We start from the raw sequence: 18,861 nt of genomic DNA, 5'->3' as shown, positions 1-18,861 counted from the left end.
CAAATTAACTTCCACCAAGCGCAGCACAAGTTAATTGAGGCTGTATATTTGCGGGAGATGGCGCTGCAACTAACTCAACTTGGCCATTAGCGTTGCGATGCCAGGAAGTGGCTTCGAGGATAACCTCTGGTGATGTAGGCGTTTGGGCAGTGACATTACCAGTTTTGCGGTATGCTCTGAGGTCGCGGATATCAGACCAAGTGCGATCGCTTGTTACTTGCTGATTGGGATTTTGCGGCACGCCACCCCGTCCCGTTGCCACAAAGCGACTGCCTTGAGTATCCGAACAACCTGTGGCAATTTGCTGAGATGGATCGGTAACATTTGCTGGCAGTTCTACTAAACCGGAATTTGGATCGATGCCGATAGTATTGACTTGAACCGTGCCGCTAACCCCAAATTGGGAACTAGCAGTGATGTCATTGTCTGGTGTCAGTTGAGGACGAAACTTCAGTCCAAAAAGCCCTTGTGTGGCGATTTGAATATTACCCCCACGTCCTCGCAGTGCATTAGCAATAATGTTGCTGTTTTCTAATCCAGCGATGATCGGTGCATTGATATTGATGTTACCTCCATTACCATTACCGCCTGCTGTGGCAGTAATGTTGCTGCGATCGCGCATCAGCAACAACTTACCAACTTGTAAGCTGATGTTGCCACCATTACCAGATTCTGTCTGTGCTTGGATTAAGCCTTGATTTTGCAATTGGATGCGATCGCTTGTGATATTAAGATTGCCACCATTGCCAATGCCTTGACTGGTGACACTGACTGTCCCGCCATCCGTCAGCGTTAGGTTCGGTGTGGTAATACTCACAGTGCCGGCATTCGCTGTTAATATATCTGGCAGACCAAATCGTTTCCGCAACGACGGATCGGGTCGGATGCTGGAAGCGTTAATGCTACTATTAGTTGCCCGACCTTGACCACTGATGACGATCAATTCAGTAGCGTTGATGCTCAAATCGCCCCCATTACCTGCAAAAAATGAGGTAGTGGCAACTGCTCCCCCATCCAGAATTTGCAATTTGGCAGTATCCAGGGTCAAGGTTTTGGCACTTCCGGTTGCAAATGTAGTTGAGCTAATGTTGCTGTAAAGTCCAGAGGGACTTTCTCCCATCACCGTGGTATTAGTGTTGCGAATTATCACTTTACCGCTAGAACCACTGCCAAAGGTAGCCGAAGATAGTGAGGCTCCGCTTGATATTAGTAGACTATTACCATTGACGAAAACATCTCCAGCATTTCCAGTGCCCAGTGTAGTAGTGTTAATTGTGGTCACGTCAGCAGGATTAGTGGGTAAAAAGCCTGACAGTTCAATGGCGGTTGCATTGATGTAAATATTGCCACTGGTAGCTGCTCCAAGAGTTGTGCTATTCAACCCTGCTCCCCGATTGATGGTCAGTTTGGGAGTAATAACGCTGATATTACTACTAGCTCCGATACCCAGAGCATCACTACGCACTCCGCTCCGAATTGTGCCATCAGCTGTTCTGGCAATGAGATCGATGGACTCTGTAGCTTGAAGGCGAATGTCACCACCGGGGAGATTGCCAAAATTTTGCGCCAGTACCAGAGAGCCATCGGTGAATTGAATTTGCCTACCCTGAATTTGAACGGAACCTGCATTCACGCCGCTGATATCTAATAGCGATCGCCCTGCCAGCTGAATATCGCCAAAGCTTTGTACATCTTCATATTCCAGTGTATAGCCCTGTACGGTTGGTATCAGCTTTACCAATCCTGTACCGCTTAAACTACCCAATTCAACTCGCCCTTTTTCAGCAACCAGGTTTGCTCCATTTAGATGTAAGTCACCACCCACTAAAGCTAGGGTGTTTCCCGGCTGTACCCGCAGTTTTGTAGAACTGGGAATCTGAATCGGAGGAACCAGAGCTAATCCACTGCGATTAATAAAAGAGTGTCCTGTACCTTGAATGTTGATGGGTGCGGGATTGTTACCCAGTTGCAACCCAATAGGAACATTGATACTTAACAACGGGGCAGATTCAGAATTAATTACACTAAACTCAGCACCATCAGCAAATTTAATACTGCTGGCAGTTGTACCAATAAACGAACCCCCAATGTTCAGTTGAGCATTGGCTCCAAAGATTATCCCACTAGGGTTGATTAAGAAGAGACTAACAGGGTTTTTGGCGTTAATCGTCTGAATCAAGCCATTAATGTTAGAGATATTACCGCCAGTAACACGGCTGAAGATGTTAGAAATATTGGGCGTGTTTGCTAAATCAAAAGTAGCCGAACCGCCAGTGGGAACCGAAAACTCCTGGAAACTATGAAATAAGTTACTGTTGGCGGCACTACCGTTAGTAATGGTGAAGTTTTTACCGCTTTGGGAGACAGTAGTATTCAAGCTGCCATCAGGAGTTACCTGGGCGTTGGCAAAGCCGCACCAAAGTGGCATTACCATCAACGGCACTATTCTACTGCATAGACCCAAGCAAATGGAGGTCGTTGTCATTGCCAAGCCTTTATTTGTACTTTGTATTTTAGGTTGCCCAAAACGGCATAATTTTGAACCCTTAACAAAGCGATCGCTTCCCTCAAAACACTGAATAACTCACTGAAAAATACAGTCCATTTTCCTGGAGTGATCGCTTTTCACCGTCTACTGAGATTAGAGTCATTCTGCTCCAGAATCGGCTGATTCGGTAGTTTTAGGGATGGAAACAATTGATTCTCGTTTGCTGGTTTGGGTAGCACATCTGACGGTAACGCAGTGTCAGGAATATCATTTAACCGACCTGGGGGTAATGTCTGAGGTTCGGGAGTTTGAGCAATTGCATCTTGATAGTTGCACAATATTGCGGCGATCGCAAAGCTGAGTGTTATAAATCCAGCAAAAATCCTCAGTTCGCCCACAGACTTGCTTACCTTTGGCTGATTTCTAACCAAGATTTTTTTAACCATTGTTTGTAATTAAATAAATTCGGGATTAAATTATTAATACTTTGGAAAGTATAAGTAAATAATTAATAGGTACTATATGTAACTTAAATTCTTCTAAAAATAAATAATATTACTATTTATAAAAAAATAATTCAGGAGCAAAGCTAGATACAAGAAGGTTATTCTGTCCAAAAAATGGATAAATTACTGGTTAAAGACACCCACAAAAGTTGAAATTTGGTGGTTTGCAAAACGCTTGCGGACTCGCTACCGCAACGAGTAAGCAAGCTAGCAAGAGCATCTTGATTCTGAATTATACATTTTCTTCAATTAATTTGATATTTTTAATATTGCAAGTGTATCAAGATGATTGCACCATATCCAAAGCAAAAGTCAGAGCGAAGATTTCCTCGGCTCTGAACTTGGTAAGAGAGTATTCTTATTTAAATTCCCTAACTTTAGTTATAGGGATTTACTGTTAGCTGATAACTGTTAAGCAGCATATTTCACTGACAAATTAAAATGTACTTATCCTGATTTGATTTTTTTGCAGTCTGATTCATGAGGTTTCAGAGGCTTTTTCATCTTTAGGATAAAGAGAGCGAATTAACTCCCGAATTACATCAGTTGCTGGTCTGCCAGTCGTTGAACAGTATTGTTCAAGCTTCTGTGCCTCGCCTGATGTGAGATTGATTGTAAGTCGTTTAACAGCCCATTTTTTATTCATATACTAGACAAGGTATGTTTTTAAACTACTTCTCTAATATCAATCATCTAAACTGCTCTTACAATGGTATAAGTAATGATATTTAGTTCAAGTAATCATGAAGTTAAATAGGATATTTTTCCAAGCAAGGGTGAAGAGATGAAGTTTATTCTAGATTATAAAGTTAGGCTACTTTCTGGGCAATAATTATAAATACAATGTAAAAATAACATTAAATATATCAATATAAAATAAGTATTCTCACAGAACAGTTGAGGATAATAATATAAAAAAAGTTGGCAGCCCTAGCAAATAGAATTCGCGGCTACACACATCAAACCCACCTCCAGGGGTTTTATATCATGTCCGCCAAATCACCCATAATAAAAGAACACCACCCCCAACCCCTCCCCACAAACTCTTAGGGGAGCTAAAGCACAGCTTTTGCGGGGTGGGATTCCGGTTATTATGGTTAATTACCCGGACATCATATTAAACCCTGGATTTTCTTTTAGACTACCTGGTGAGAAGGACTTGCCTACGTTTGTGTCGTAGCGAATTTCATTTTCCCAATCTTTTTCAAACTTAGTTGATTTTAATTGTTAATAAGTCATGTGTTGATAATGTATCGACAGCAGATTTAATCACATCAAATGACATTCCCGACCTTTCTGCAATATCTAATAGAGTATGCTGACCGTCAGATAAATTTAAAACCCACAAGATTGCCATTTCATTTAGCCCGCTATCTTTGTTACCACCAACTGTCCGATATATTCCTCTTTTACCTAACTGTGGCTCACATTTGGGATTTTTGTTGTAGTAGATTTCGTTATTGTTGAGGATATACAACATCGAATGACATTGAAAGAATGACTCGGCAAGATATTCGGGTTGAACGAAATTTAAATCATCAGCTGAAGTATGGTATTCAGGAAAACTACCATGAGGCGATCGCATGAAGCAACCTACAGCTAAATTAAATCCAGGTGAGCAATATTGTCGCTCATCATAGCCATAGGGAAAGAAATCTATAATTTTGTGATCTTGTTTTGAGTTTTTGAGTACATAAGCAGCAACTTTATCGATTTCAGTGTCACCTTTACGGCTTTTTTTGTAGGTAAAATTGCCTGAATCTCCTAAACAAGTTAATACCAAGCCATGTTTAATGTTGTTGACTTTAGCTTCATTGAGAGCCAACCATGTAATTGAGCCAATGGTTCCAGGAATCCAGAGAAATCTATAGGAATATCTTGGTGTAGTTTGACTTAAATATTTAGCGATAAAAGTAGCGATCGCAATTCCTGAAAGATTATCATTACACAGTGAAGGATGACAGGCATGGCAAGAAATCAAGACTTCATCAGTACTCTCTCCTGGAATATAATACTCACCATAAGTCAAATAACCTGGTTGCAGAGAAGAATCAATACATACTTCATATTCTTCATCTTCTAATTGCAAATACTGATTGTAAGTGAGGCAAAAACCCCAACTTTCCTTGTAATATGAAGTTCGGTAAGGAATCCAATTAGGATAATCAGCAAGTGTAAATAGATGCGATTTAAGTTCTTGAAGAGATATTTTTTGATGTATAGGAATACTATAGTTAACAACGTGCAAATTTGAATTACTAAAATCTATAATCTTTTCACCTTGAGAGTTTTTAATATAGGCATCTTTAATATTCCACTCATTAGGGACTGTCCAATCAAATACCTCTGTTCCTGTTGGCACTTCATGAACTGACAAAGGAATATACTGCTGGAGAATTTTTAAAGTTTCTCTAAAACCATCACCTGTAATACTGCGGCAAATGGGATATAAATCAGAAATTAGTTGGTAAATTTCTAAACTGATATCCTTTAAGTTAAAAGAATTTTTTAGATCAACTAAATTAATATTCTGAAGTCTATCTGCAACCATAAGTAGAATCCTTGTTAACTGGTGTATCCAATCTTTTGTTGATGTTTTGTATACCAATTTACAGTCAATTCCAAGCCCTTCTTTAGAGGAATTGAAGGTTGCCAACCCAGTTTATCGTATGTATAAGCCGTATCAGCTACTCTTATTCTTTCCATCGGTCGCTCAGGTAAAGCACCAAATAGTGGCTGGATTTGAGGGTTAACCACATTAACAAGCTGGGACACAACTGCATGAATGGGTACTAGTTCTCCCGAACCTAAGTCGAATGTACAACCCTCTACACTAGGAACTTGTGTTGCAGCGAGAAGTCCTGCAATCACGTCATCGATATAAATCCAATCAACTTGACGCTCTCCACTGCTAAGTTTTGGAGCTTGCCCTTGCAACAAGGAAAGAATAACAGAAGGAACGATCTTATACACATTTTGCCCTGGCCCATAGGTCATAAAGGGTCTAACAAGAACTACAGGTGTTTGATAGAGTCGATGGAACATCCGACCATAAGTACTACTAGCAAATTTAGCAATAGCGTAAGGAGAAGAAGGAACTACTTCAGGACGATCTTGTTCTGGTTCCTCTAAAGAAGCTATTAATACAATGCGACTACAACCAATTTCGGCAGCTACCGTCAATAAGTTAATAGTACTAGTCAGTAAACTGTGAAAGGTAGGCAATATGAACTCTAAATTAGGAACTGCTGTTACAAGACCGGATAAATGGAAGATTATGTCAGGTTTAATGCTGTAGAAAAGGTTTTGAACAAACTTAATGTCTTCCATGTCACCATGCCACCATCGCAAGCAGCTGATATCAGAAGTATGAAAACTGCGAGAAACAGCATGTACTTCTGCACCATTGTGGCATAAATGACGGACTAAATGAGATCCTAGAAATCCGCTAGCACCTGTAATCAGTATTGTTTGTCCAGACAATTTTTCAACAGAGTTCACCATTTATTGCTCACAGACTGGAGTTTGGAAAACAAAAGTTCTTCTACAAGAGATTGTTTGTTGTAGACAACAACAATGTGTCAGTAATCGGGCAGAAGTCAGTGCCTCGTAAGAAGTCGCCTAAAGAAGTTCCTGTACAAGCTGAATCAATATTTGGCGCACCCTGTTGAGCTATGACATCATCAAAATGTACGGTTCTAAAGTCAATACTGAAACGGGTATAGCCTGATGTGTTGGGAATAGTGGAGTGCATCTGCGCTCCTGAAAACAGAATCATGCCACCGACTTGTGTAATTAACCGCAATTGCGGCTCCATTTGTAAAGTTTCTTCCGCATGGGGTTGCTTGCGCGTATCTGTTTTAATGTGCTGTGCCGCATTTTTGCGACTTTCTTTAGTCCACTGAGCATAGTTATAATCCCTTGAGCTATTCTTAACTGGTTGATTCCAGTAGCGGGGATGGAATGCCATCGCATTCTCTGAAGTAATATCGTAAACAGGAATCCACCAGTTGATCTGGCACAGAGGAGCAGAATACCAGGTGTCACGGTGAGGATGGAAAGCGTAAGCAATACCAGCAGTCAGATAGCGATCGCTGGTTGCTGTTCTCAGGCGAGGTACATCAAAATAGGTTTTGTTCAAGTCACATCCACTTTCTTTCAAGATGCCTTGAATGAGTTGTTTAGATTCAGGGTGATGGATAAAAGCTGGCTTGAGTTGTGCTAAAATCTCAACGTATTTCTCTACAGGCAGGCTATGTTGTGCTTCTCTCGGATCTAAAGGGGCAAACGCTTCTTCAACCAGACCACGAGCAAAATCACATAGAGCGATCGCACTGGCGCAAGGAGAAAAGACAAACACTTGTCCATCATAAAGATGCTTACGTCTGATTTCATCACTAAAAATCGAATCAAAATAAATTGTATTCACTTCGCCCTCATCTGCTGTAACAAAGTTTGAACACAGTGTTAATTAGGAAACTCAAAATTTTAAAAATTAAATTTTGAGTTTCTGTGTCTCTGCGCCTCTGTGCGATCCTAATCTGATATTTACTCAGCAACTATATTATATATTTTTAAATTGCTCTTAAAAGTCTTACATCACCGTAGGCATTTCAATTTTTTTCGATTCAAATAAACTCCAAGCCCGATCTTTATCCGAAATTTCAGTCACAGATAGAGGCCATTCAATACCAAAAGCTGGGTCATCATAGCGATACCCGCCAGCATATTCTGGTGCATAAAAGTCACCCATTTGATATATCACCTCCGTCTCATCGCTGAGAGTTTGAAAACCGTGAACACATCTATCTGGGATATAGAGAGCAAGACGATTTTCAGCAGTTAACTCTATACCAATATGAGATAAATAGCTAGGAGAATCTGGACGCAAATCGATAATTACATCATAAATAGCTCCCCTGATACAACGTACCAATTTTGTTTCCTGAGAAGGAGGCATTTGATAATGCATACCCCGCAATGTTCCTTTTTTATAGTTAAAAGATAAATTGCATTGGGCAATAGTAGGTTTTAAGCCACGATCTTGAAATTCCTGAGTACAGAAACTCCGAGCAAAAAAGCCGCGAATATCTCGGTGCAGTTCTAAATCAACAATAAATGCTTCTTTTATTTTAGTTTCAGTGAATATCATAAATTTCTAAACCTGAGATTAAATTCAAATTCTAATTTTTTAGAAAAAGATTTTTCGACAGTAAAATGCTTCTGCATATTGACTCGGTGAATTTGATTCAATCCCGCGAATTCTGAGAATTGAACGAAAAGTCTCTTCTGTAAACCACTGCTTATTATTCTGAGTAGCAAACGCATCCAAAATATATTGAATTTTTCGACGGCAGAGTGTTTCATTTAAATGGACAAAGAAATTAGGAATACCCAAATCACCATCATATTTGGGTATTTCATATTCTAAAATTAAATGATTTCTAAAGGTATTCCAAGTCAAGTCAGAAATTAAGCGGTGATCTTGGTGGCGATCGTCTCGATGATGAGTAAAGATTATATCTGGTGAAAATTCTTGCTTCAACTGTTCAAAGCATTCCTTCACCTCTATCCCTTGAAAAGGTAGAAAGCCATCTCGAAAATTTTTAATAATAATTTTCTTGACCGGGATTTCTTTTAAGAACAGACTAGCACTTGTGGTTGCTTCCTCTGCTCTTTGCTCATTGGAACTAAAGACAACCCAATAGATAACAACATCTTGGTAATTCTCTATCAGCTTTAATATTGTGCCTCCACAACCAATCTCGATATCATCACAATGAGAGCCGAGACAAAGAATTTTGTACTCAGATTCTTCTGTCTTATTCAAACTAAGTTGGATCATACATGGTTGATTTGTACTTGTTCATCTCCCCAAACTTCCCAAGGTCTTTTGCCTTGAGCATACATATCATCCAGCTGTTGTTTCTCTTTAAACGTATCCATTACTCCAAAAAAGCCAGTGTATTTATATGCAAAAAGTTCTTCTTTAGCAATCAATCTTTGAAAAGGCTCAAGGACAAGTTCTTCACCATAATTTATATAGTTAAAAATCTCTTTTTTAAAGATAAAATATCCTCCATTAATCCAAATATTACATTGTTTTACGTCTTGGATATTTTTTACCAAACCATCATCTTTCATGTCAACTAAGTGAAAAGTTTGGCTTGGTCTGACACACAAAAAACTACCGATTTTATCACGCTGATAAAAATTATTAATATACGTTGGTAAATGTAAGTCTGTCAAACCATCACTATAATTAGCTAAAAATACTTCTTCTCCTTCTAGATACTTTTCTACTGCTTTGAATCTTTGACCAATATTGGCAGTTAAGCCTGTATCTACAAATGTAATATTCCAATCTTGAATATCTCGATTAAACAACTGAATTTGGCTACCGTTGGAAAGGCTAAAGTTATTAGAAAGCCATTCATTGTAATTCAAAAAATAGCTTTTAATTAGGTCAGACTTGTAACCAAGACATAAAATAAAATCTTTGTGCCCATAGTGAGCATAGTATTTCATGACATGCCATAATATTGGTCTATAACCAATATTCACCATTGGCTTAGGAATACTTTCGGAATACTCTCTCATTCTAGTTCCTAAACCACCACAAAATAAAACTACTTTCATGTCACTTATTCTTTGTTGATAATAAAAAATATTAAATACCTAAGAGTAGACATTAACTTCAGGAATTGGTACAACAAATTGACCTCCCCAATCCCGAATGTAAGCTATTTGTATCATAATTTCATTTTTCAGATTCCAGGGCAAAATTAGTATATAGTCAGGCTTTGTTTCGGCAATTTTGTCTGGATGAAAAATCGGAATATGAGTTCCTGGTAAAAATTGACCCTGTTTATAAGGATTACGGTCTACTGTATAGTCAAGAAAATCTGTGCGGATACCGCAATAGTTTAAGAGAGTATTTCCCTTACCTGGAGCACCGTAACCAACAATCGATTTTCCCTCCTGCTTAACTTCGATCAAAAAATCTAATAAGTTGCGTTTAGTTTCTTTAACTTGTTCTCCAAAGGAAAAATAGTATTTTAATCGTGTAAAACCAGCCGTTTCTTCTCTATTTTTCAGTTCTGATACTTGGTCGCTAATAGGTTTAGAAGAATCTTCATTGTGGCGGGCATAAATTCTCAAAGAACCACCATGAGTAGTTAATTCTTCTACATCAAAAATTGTCAATCCGTGAGCAGCAAAAATCTTGTCTACGGTAAGAAAGGAAAAATAAGAGAAATGCTCGTGGTAAATAGTATCAAACTGATTTTCCTCGATTAACCGCATCAAGTGGGGAAATTCCATAGTAATTACACCATGCGGTTTGAGGATAATTTTCATTCCTTTGACAAAATCATTGAGATATGGTGTGTGAGCAAGGACATTATTTCCGAGTAATAAATCTGCCTGTTTGCCCTTAGCAACCTGTTCTTTTGCTGTCTCCTGACAAAAAAATTTGACAACTGTAGGAATACCTTTTTTAATTGCTACCTCAGCAACATTTGCTGCTGGCTCTATTCCCAACGCTGGGATGCTTTTGGCAACAAAGTATTGCAGTAAGTAGCCATCATTACTAGCAATTTCTATTACCTGACTTTCTTGGTTTAATTGGAAACGTTCTACTACCAAATCAACATATTTTTTGGCGTGTTCTAACCAGCTATCAGAGTAGGAAGAGAAATAAGCGTAGTCGCTAAAAATATTTTCTGGACTAATGTATTCTTGGAGTTGAACTAAAAAACACTCCTGACAAACATAGACATGCAGAGGATAAAATGGCTCTACTTCATTGAGTTGTTTGAGACTGCGATAACTTTCGCAGGGAGGAGACATACCTAAATCTACAAAGGTATGGTGTAAGCCTGTTCCACAGAATAGACAGTTACCAGTTATTAGCTGATTATTTTTTGGCTGTAGTAAATTCATAACTTAATTATATGAAATTTTTAAACAGTCTGCCAGAAGAAATCTCGATTGATTTGCTGAGTGCGAATGAGGTATTCTAGTTGTTTCAGGCGAGTAAAGCCTCTAGACTCAAATGTTCCTCTATCCAGATCAATTTGCTGGAAGAGATTATATAGTTGTTGGGCACCACGCTGGGCATCCCATTCACATTTGAATCCTGGTAAATTTTGGTTAATTTTATTAAATAAAACCCGATAGCTGCGGTTGTCAGGATCGTGTTTACCAAAGCTCAATTGACAATCTGTAAAAACTTCTGCAACTATTTGAGCAATTTGTTTGACTTGATAGTTGCTATTTGTATCGCCGACATTAAAAATTTGGTTGTGAATTACATCACGCGGAGCTTTTAAGGTACAGATAATTGCTTTGCAGATATCCAATAAATGCACTAGGGGACGCCAAGGTGTACCGTCACTGTTCATCTTGATTTCTTTAATTGTCCATGCCCAACCTGCTAGATTGTTTAAGACAATATCAAAGCGCATTCTCCCAGAAGCGCCATAGGCTGTAGCATTTCGGAGAAAGGTGGGAGAAAAGCTATCATCAGCAAGGAGTTTCACATCCTGTTCGACAAGTGCTTTGCATTTGGCATAAGCTGTTTGGGGATTGATGGTAGACTCTTCGCTAACGTAGTCTTCAGTGGCAAAACCATAGACACTGCATGATGAAGTATAGACAAAGCGTTGGATTCGGGCTGCTTTCGCCAGCTTCGCTAAATGTACTGAGCCTTTGTGGTTGATATCGTAGGTGATATCAGGGGCTAACTGACCTAAAGGGTCGTTGGAGAGTTCTGCCATGTGCACTACTGCTTCCACACCTTGCAGGTCTTCTATTGTAATGTGGCGGATGTCTTTGTTGAGGGTTTTGGCAGTTACCTTGGTGGCGTTATATAGCCAACCTACTTTATAAAAGCCAGTATCCAAACCAATAACTTCATGACCTTGTTGGATTAAAAGGGGAGCTAATAATGAGCCGATATAACCTTCAGTTCCAGTTACAAGTATTTTCATCATATCTAGCGGGCGATCGCAGTTTGTCCGGGTTTTAATTCAGTAGGAATATTGTCTACAGGTGCTGATAGCAACTTAGCAATGATTTCTTCTCTTACAGGAGCGGCTTCATCTTGAGTCAACCAAGCGAATAACTTTGCTACTGCTTGTGGGGAGCGATCTATTTTAAGGGACTCTTGCAGTATAGATAAAGCCCCGACGATATTGCCCACCTGGAGAGGAATTGCTGCCCGTGTTAGACAATAGTTGAAATTTTGGCTGCGAGCTTCGGCGGTAATCTTTGCGCGCTGCTCAATGGGAAAATAGGTATCAGAAATTTCAATCGCACGGCGAATAGCTTTTGGCATATTTCCAGAAAGCCAATTTGCAGACGTCAATTTTTGGGTATGTTCGCGATAACGTGCCAAAATGCCTGGTTCGTACCACCAATCGTATCCAGCAGCATAGCGTTTAAAAATTTCCCAGTCAGAAATTTCAGTTAAGTTCGGGTAATGCCCTCCTAACTGTTCGTAAGCGGTTCGACGAATGACTATTGCAGGTATGGTTACTAGACCACAGACACCAATCTGGCACAGCCAATTTGTCATGATGCCCCTGTGTTCTCCATACAACGAAACTACTTCTCCAGTGTTGATCGCTTCTCCTTTTTCGTTAATATATTCAAAACCCGTACAACCAACCCCAACTGTATCTGGGCAAGTTGCAAGACTTTGCTGGAGGCGTTCATAAAAACCTGGAAGTACACAGTCATCATCATGGAGAACATGCACCCACTGACCGCGACTCAGGGCAATCCCGGCGTTATAATTTCTAGCTCCACCAATATTTTCTTGATTGCGGTAGTAGCGGATTACTCCTCCCCCAATACTGTTTACTAGATCGAACAACGGTGGTGTACTGGCATTATCCATTATCAGAATTTCCATCTGCTCTGCCCCAGTCCATTGCACTAAGACGCTAGCCAGACATTCAAGGAGATAATCGGTGCGATTATATACCGGAATCACTACAGTCCAAAATGGTCGAGGTTTCTCTGGGTCTGTTAGAGGTGGAATCGCTGGAAACTGATAGTCGCCAACAGTAACCTCACCTTGAGGAATGGGGGGAGTAACGAACATTTCTTGAGTGATGACAGCATTCTGGTAAGCAGATACAGCTTTGGCATAGTGAGGATTGAGTAAAGTTAATGCCTGACGATACACAGAAATCGCCTCTGCTCTCTTGTTTTGAGCTTGGTAAACCTGACTCAAACGGATGTAGATTTTCCAGTTTAAGGGATTGAGTTTTAGGGCTTGGTCATAAGAGGCGATCGCTTCTGACCATTGAGCTTCTTCTTGCAGGGTATTGCCTAAGCTATAATATATTTCTGGCAAATTTGGGTCAAGAGCGATCGCTTGATGATAATAATTAATTGCTTTCTGAAAATCCCCTGCGATTGTGCAAGAAAGTGCCAATTTATGATTCAAATCCGCGTAGTCCACTTGTTGAGCTTTTGATAGTTTACCTTGCACATTCAGGGCGTTGCCTAAGTTGACTTTTGCTTCGGCACAGTTGGGCTGAAGTTCTAAGGCTTTTTGATAACAAGTAACTGCTTCATCAAACTTGCCTTGTTCTTCCAAGGTATAACCCAAGTTATTATATATTGCTACTAGCTTGGACTCTAGGGCTATAACATCAGGCAGAGAAGCAAAATCAAAATACAATAGAAACCTTTGGTAAGGAATATTTTGAAAGTTTTTATTTTCTTGCTTAAATTTTTGAGATAATAAAATTATTTCTTCATCTCTATTTTTTATCTTAATATCGTTCAGTTTTTCTAAAAGCTCGCCATCTAATTCTCTGCCGCCATTTCTCGAAAATGCGTTCTTTTTTAACCAATGTGTGTGCCAGAAAATAAAGCCTAAATAATAAGGTGTGATTCCTTTAAATTGAATCGCTTCACAGAATGGAATTTTTGCATTTTTATCGAAAATATTTTGCGGTGAAACTGTCCAATATGCCACATCTCCATCACCAGAAGCAAGACATTTTAAATTTGTGTAGTAGTTGGGATCGTTGGGACGTTGATATAAATTTACTCCTGAAAAAAATAAGGCTGTATTTTGCAGATGATTTTGCTTCAAATAATTATAAATAATTTTTAATTTTTCCGGAATACCTATGCAATCGCCGTCGATATAAACGCAAATTTTATACCGCGTCTGACTGAGACCAAAATTAGAATAAAAAACGAAAGAATGAATGTTGTTTACATCCAATTCAACTTGTTCTTTTGTACAAAATGAATAAACGTGGGGTAAGTAATGAAAAGCGCGTATTTTCTGAGGATATTTTTGGATAAATGCCTCTATTATTTGAGGAGTTTTGTCTGTACACTGATGAAACACAATTACCAATTCATCAACATAATCAATCCAAGATTCGATCGTTAGTGCCAAAAACTCCTCTTCATTACGAACTCGCATCAGACCGCTGATACCATCTTGTCGATTTTGTGGCTCAAAAGATGAAGTATTTATAGTAGGATGCTCAACTTGACTAATTGACATAGTTTTTTACTCCAAAACTAGAAAATTTTTGCTTTTTCCTAAACAAGTCTTTATAAAGGAAGTGAGATAAATCTTGAGGCAATTTCTTCACGTAGAGGAGCTGCTTCTTCTTGTGTTAACCACCGGAATAACTTTGCCACTGCTTCAGGGCTACGATCTATTTTTAAAGTCTCTTCTAACCCTTGCCAAACTCCAGCCAGATTCCCAGCCTGTAAGGGAATTATGAGCGATTCTAGACAATAAAGAAAATAATGACTCCGAGATTGGGCGGTAATTTGTGCCGAGTATTCAGTGGGAAAATAACTCTTTGAAATTTCAATTGCACGGCGAATGGATATCATCTGTTTCCCAGAGAGTAACAGTTCGCTAGTAACATTGTTAGCATGTTGGCGGTAACGAGCTAAAATTTCTGGTTCATACCACCAATCGTAAACAGAAGCAATGCGTTTATAAACTTCCCAATCACTTGTATAGGTCAGTTCAGGATGATATACGCCCAATTGTTCGTGCGCTTCTCGACGAATTACTACCGCAGGCATATTCAATGAGTTACTAATTCCAATCATTGGCAGCCAATTTTGGGCAATTCCTCGCTGCTCTCCATAGACTTGTTGGCTGAAAATTACTTCCCCTTTCTCGTTAATATTTTCATAACCTGTAAAAGCGGCTCCTACAGAATCTGAACACCCTTCTAGACTTTCTTGTAGCCGGGAATAAAAACCTGGGAGAATATAATCATCGTCGTGCAGTAAATGAATCCAATGACCGCGAGTTAGAGCAACTCCGGCATTCCAATTTCCTGGCAGACCGAGATTTTGCGGGTTGCGATAGTAGTTGATTATGCCTTGGCCAATACTATTCACCAGTTCAAATACTGGCGTTGTACTAGCATCGTCCATGACAATGATTTCCATCTCTTCTTCTCCTTGCCATTGAGCCAATACACTGACAAGGCATTCGAGTAGATAATCTGTGCGGTTATATACAGTTACTATCACACTCCAGAAAGGGCGCTTGCTTATATCATTTGCTACGGTTGGAATAGTTGGAAAGCTGTATTGTCCTACAATTACCTCCCCTTGGGGAATTGAGGGTGTGACTGGTGCTTGTTGAGGAATTTTAGCATCTTCACCAGTTGCTAATGCTTTGGCATAGTGGGGATTAATTAGCTTTAACCCTTGTCGATAGGCAAAAACTGCTTTCTGGTCTTGGTTGAGTTGTTGGTAAATTTTGCCTAAATTGAGGTATACTTCTCCATTGTTGGGATTAAGTTCTAAGAGTTTTTGGTAGGATGCGATCGCCTCAGCTAATTCCCCTTGTTCTTGCAGCGCCAAAGCCAAGTTATAATGAGCTTCTAGCAAATTTGGTTGTAGTGCGATCGCTTGCTTGTGACAAGTAACAGCATTTTTCAAATCTCCTGCTTTTTTCCGGGCAACACCCAATTGATTATTTAATTGTGCATAGTAGATTTTTTGATTGCTGGAGAGCTTACCTTGAGCGTGTAACACATTGCCCAAATTAGTCTGTGCTTCGATAAAGTCTGGCTTTAATTCTAGAGCTTTTTGATAATAGTTAATTGCTTCTTCAAATAATCCTTGTTGTTGCAGAGTATAGCCCAAGTTGTTGTAAATTGGTAGTGAGTTAGGTAATAAAACTAAAGCTTGCCGATAAGCTTTCTCGGCTTCGGAAAATTGTTCTTGAACTAAATGCAAATTACCTAAACTGAACCACGTTTTAACAGAATCTGGTTGAACTTGTGAAGCTGCACTTAGCCACTGTTGAGCAGTTTGGAGTTGCCCCATCTGCTGCGCCAACATCCCTAAACCATATAAAGCTTCAGGGTTATCAGGTTGTTTTTCCAGAACTTGACTATATAGCAGTTCCGCCTCCAATAAACGAATGTTGGGATTAAGTTCTAAGAGTTTTTGGTAGGATGCGATAGCCTCAGCTAATTCCCCTTGTTCTTGCAACGCCAAAGCCAAGTTATAATGGGCTTCTAACAAATTTGGTTGTAGTGCGATCGCTTGCTTGTGACAAGTAACAGCATTTTTCAAATCCCCTGCTTTTTTCCGGGCAACACCCAATTGATTATTTAATTGTGCATAGTAGATTTTTTGATTGCTGGAGAGCTTACCTTGAGCGTGTAACACATTGCCCAAATTAGTCTGTGCTTCGATAAAGTCTGGCTTTAATTCTAGAGCTTTTTGATAATAGTTAATTGCTTCTTCAAATAATCCTTGTTGTTGCAGAGTATAGCCCAAGTTGTTGTAAATTGGTAGTGAGTTAGGTAATAAAACTAAAGCTTGCCGATAAGCTTTCTCGGCTTCGGAAAATTGTTCCTGAACTAAATGCAAATTACCTAAACTGAACCACGTTTTAACAGAATCTGCTTGAACTTGTGAAGCTGCACTTAGCCACTGTTGAGCAGTTTGGAGTTGCCCCATCTGCTGTGCCAACATCCCTAAACCATATAAAGCTTCAGGGTTATCAGGTTGTTTTTCCAGAACTTGACTATATAGCAGTTCCGCCTCCACTAAACGATTGTCTTGTTGCTGTTGAACTGCTAGAGCGAGGATTTTAGCTACTTCTGTTTTATCTAGCGATTCAGCTTTATCCTTGTCACCTGACTGATGCTTTTGCACCGCAATTTGAATAAGAGATTTAACTTTAGATTCTGAAATGCTTGTAGTATCCATAACTATATTGAATTTGATATTAGATTGTTATAGTAATCTATAACTTCAGAAGATAGGTGATAACTATCAATAAAATATTTTATCTATTTTTGCATGTTAAGAAAGCAAAGCTATTTAAATAAGAGAATAGAGAGATTTTGTCAACAGTATGGGCGAGAAATAATCCTGAAGTTAGTAATTAAAAGTTACCAACTCAAGTAAACTTCAGTGCGTACACCATAGGGGTTCCTGTTGGCAAAACCTCTCCCAGAAAAGGTATTGACTTTTTATTGTGCAATCAGATTTTTTACTCACCTGATTGTTTGGACTGAGATGCTTGTAAATCAGAGTCTGTTAGAGAATGAAACGAGCAATTAGCCTTAAGCAAATTATATTACCGAGCTTATCTCACTAGCACTCACGTTTGAAAATAGTATGCTTTGTTGAGGATTATTAAAGAGAGACGAAGAATTTAAGGTGAGAAGAGCGCCATCGTCGGTATCTGTTATGTTGCTTCGACTTCCCCAGCCATCTAATACAAGTTTATCAACACCAACCTGGAAATCTTGAATGACATCAAAGTCTTTTTTAAACAAGGTATCGGTACGTTTGAAGGTAAATGTGTCATTACCATCGCCACCAACTAAGACATCATTACCACTACCACCATTGAGAGTATCATTGCCTTTACCGCCATAGAGTGTATCATTGCCATCGCCACCATTTAGCAAATCATTACCTTGGCCGGCGTCGAGGTCATCATTACCTCTGTTTCCAGATAGCTGATCATCCCCCAAGCTGGCATAAAGTTTGTCTGCCCCGTTGGTTCCCCTCAGATTATCCTTCCGAATCGTGCCATAGATAACATCTGTACCCAGGTTGCCGATTAAAGTATCTCCTGCCAATTCAACAGAACTAGTATTAATTTTGACTATGGTTAAGTTGGTATTGCGATTAAAATTCCGCTCATAACTACCAACAGCATTACCATTCAAGAAGTCAGTACCATTGTCGCCATCAATATCAGAATCTTTATCACGACTGTCGATTGTGACATTGCGACTACGACCAAATTTTAGATCCCCGATTTGATCAGAGGAGATTAATTTACCCTGGATGCCAAAATAATCTAAAACTTTGGCCTTGTTAGGATTTGTGGTGTCTAATACCAAAAAAGTGGTTGTAGACTGACCCTTATTATATTCAACGTCAGGATTTTCAATTTCTTTAGCTGTTATTTCTAAATCTGCTGAAAAATCAAAAGAGAAGCTTTCATTACGGCCAACTGCAAAACTAGCAAGTACCTTTGCTTCGCTGTCGGAAGTACCTTCAAACTGACCACTTAATCCAACGACAGCAGCCTGAGTGAAAAGTGATGAAAAAGTTGGGTCAAAACTTGCTTTAGCCTCAGCAATTGCAGCAGTTATACCACCTTGAACTAATGTGTCTGCTTGGGTAGCAGTTAAAATGCTTGAAGTATCTTCACTATAGTTAGAAAAAGTAGCATCCCCTTGAGCGGTAACAAAATTAGGACTAGGATCGGGCTTGGGATCGGGCTTATTATTGAGATTAACTCTACCATTGAAAGAAAGTAATTTTTGAGGTGTCAGTCTTAGACTTACTCTTGATGCCATAAAAAACCTGTGTTGA

The 18,861-nt window shown here is 39.3% G+C and carries 14 protein-coding genes; all 14 read right to left on the bottom strand.

Features of this window, described 5'->3' with window-relative positions; translation table 11 throughout:
• Positions 1 to 4 precede the first annotated feature (4 nt).
• Positions 5 to 2,485 carry an S-layer family protein gene (locus V7K60_RS15060; RefSeq protein ID WP_334926680.1) on the bottom strand — a complete coding sequence of 827 codons (2,481 nt, stop codon included), beginning with the start codon at positions 2,483 to 2,485 and terminating at the stop codon, positions 5 to 7.
• A gap of 140 nt (positions 2,486 to 2,625) precedes the next feature.
• On the bottom strand, positions 2,626 to 2,934 hold the full coding sequence (locus V7K60_RS15055; protein ID WP_334926679.1) for a hypothetical protein: 309 nt from the start codon (positions 2,932 to 2,934) through the stop codon (positions 2,626 to 2,628).
• 538 nt (positions 2,935 to 3,472) lie between these two features.
• The gene (locus V7K60_RS15050) at positions 3,473 to 3,640 is read right to left on the bottom strand and encodes a CopG family transcriptional regulator (RefSeq protein ID WP_094348841.1); all 168 of its coding nucleotides are present in this window, start codon (positions 3,638 to 3,640) and stop codon (positions 3,473 to 3,475) included.
• Between the two features lie 564 nt (positions 3,641 to 4,204).
• Positions 4,205 to 5,545 carry a DUF4910 domain-containing protein gene (locus V7K60_RS15045; protein WP_334926678.1) on the bottom strand — a complete coding sequence of 447 codons (1,341 nt, stop codon included), beginning with the start codon at positions 5,543 to 5,545 and terminating at the stop codon, positions 4,205 to 4,207.
• A 14-nt stretch (positions 5,546 to 5,559) separates the two neighbouring features.
• On the bottom strand, positions 5,560 to 6,498 hold the full coding sequence (locus tag V7K60_RS15040) for an NAD-dependent epimerase/dehydratase family protein (RefSeq protein WP_334926677.1): 939 nt from the start codon (positions 6,496 to 6,498) through the stop codon (positions 5,560 to 5,562).
• A 40-nt stretch (positions 6,499 to 6,538) separates the two neighbouring features.
• Positions 6,539 to 7,423: a hypothetical protein gene (locus tag V7K60_RS15035; protein ID WP_334926676.1), complete on the bottom strand. Its 885-nt coding sequence runs from the start codon at positions 7,421 to 7,423 to the stop codon at positions 6,539 to 6,541.
• 165 nt (positions 7,424 to 7,588) lie between these two features.
• Positions 7,589 to 8,146 (bottom strand): dTDP-4-dehydrorhamnose 3,5-epimerase, encoded by a 558-nt coding sequence (gene rfbC, locus V7K60_RS15030; protein ID WP_334926675.1) that lies wholly within the window; start codon positions 8,144 to 8,146, stop codon positions 7,589 to 7,591.
• Between the two features lie 39 nt (positions 8,147 to 8,185).
• A complete protein-coding gene (locus tag V7K60_RS15025) occupies positions 8,186 to 8,839 on the bottom strand; it encodes a PIG-L deacetylase family protein (RefSeq protein ID WP_334926674.1) in 654 nt (217 codons plus the stop codon).
• Complete coding sequence (locus V7K60_RS15020) at positions 8,836 to 9,633, bottom strand: sugar phosphate nucleotidyltransferase (protein ID WP_334926673.1); 798 nt, start codon at positions 9,631 to 9,633, stop codon at positions 8,836 to 8,838. The genes V7K60_RS15025 and V7K60_RS15020 overlap by 4 nt, the downstream gene beginning before the upstream one ends.
• Positions 9,634 to 9,672: 39 nt before the next feature.
• Positions 9,673 to 10,938 carry a class I SAM-dependent methyltransferase gene (locus V7K60_RS15015; RefSeq protein WP_334926672.1) on the bottom strand — a complete coding sequence of 422 codons (1,266 nt, stop codon included), beginning with the start codon at positions 10,936 to 10,938 and terminating at the stop codon, positions 9,673 to 9,675.
• Between the two features lie 20 nt (positions 10,939 to 10,958).
• Entirely contained in the window at positions 10,959 to 11,987 is a 1,029-nt protein-coding gene (locus tag V7K60_RS15010) for an NAD-dependent epimerase/dehydratase family protein (RefSeq protein ID WP_334926730.1), read from the bottom strand.
• 5 nt (positions 11,988 to 11,992) lie between these two features.
• Positions 11,993 to 14,536, bottom strand: coding sequence for a glycosyltransferase (locus V7K60_RS15005; protein WP_334926671.1), 2,544 nt, complete (start codon positions 14,534 to 14,536; stop codon positions 11,993 to 11,995).
• Positions 14,537 to 14,586: 50 nt separating this feature from the next.
• Positions 14,587 to 17,232, bottom strand: coding sequence for a tetratricopeptide repeat protein (locus V7K60_RS15000; protein WP_334926670.1), 2,646 nt, complete (start codon positions 17,230 to 17,232; stop codon positions 14,587 to 14,589).
• Positions 17,233 to 17,600: 368 nt separating this feature from the next.
• Entirely contained in the window at positions 17,601 to 18,845 is a 1,245-nt protein-coding gene (locus tag V7K60_RS14995) for a calcium-binding protein (RefSeq protein WP_334926669.1), read from the bottom strand.
• Positions 18,846 to 18,861: the final 16 nt, after the last annotated feature.

This window comes from Nostoc sp. (assembly GCF_036917555.1).
GTDB lineage: Bacteria > Cyanobacteriota > Cyanobacteriia > Cyanobacteriales > Nostocaceae > Nostoc.
The sequence above is the reverse complement of the archived record's forward strand: the minus strand, read 5'-3'. Positions and strand labels throughout refer to the sequence as shown.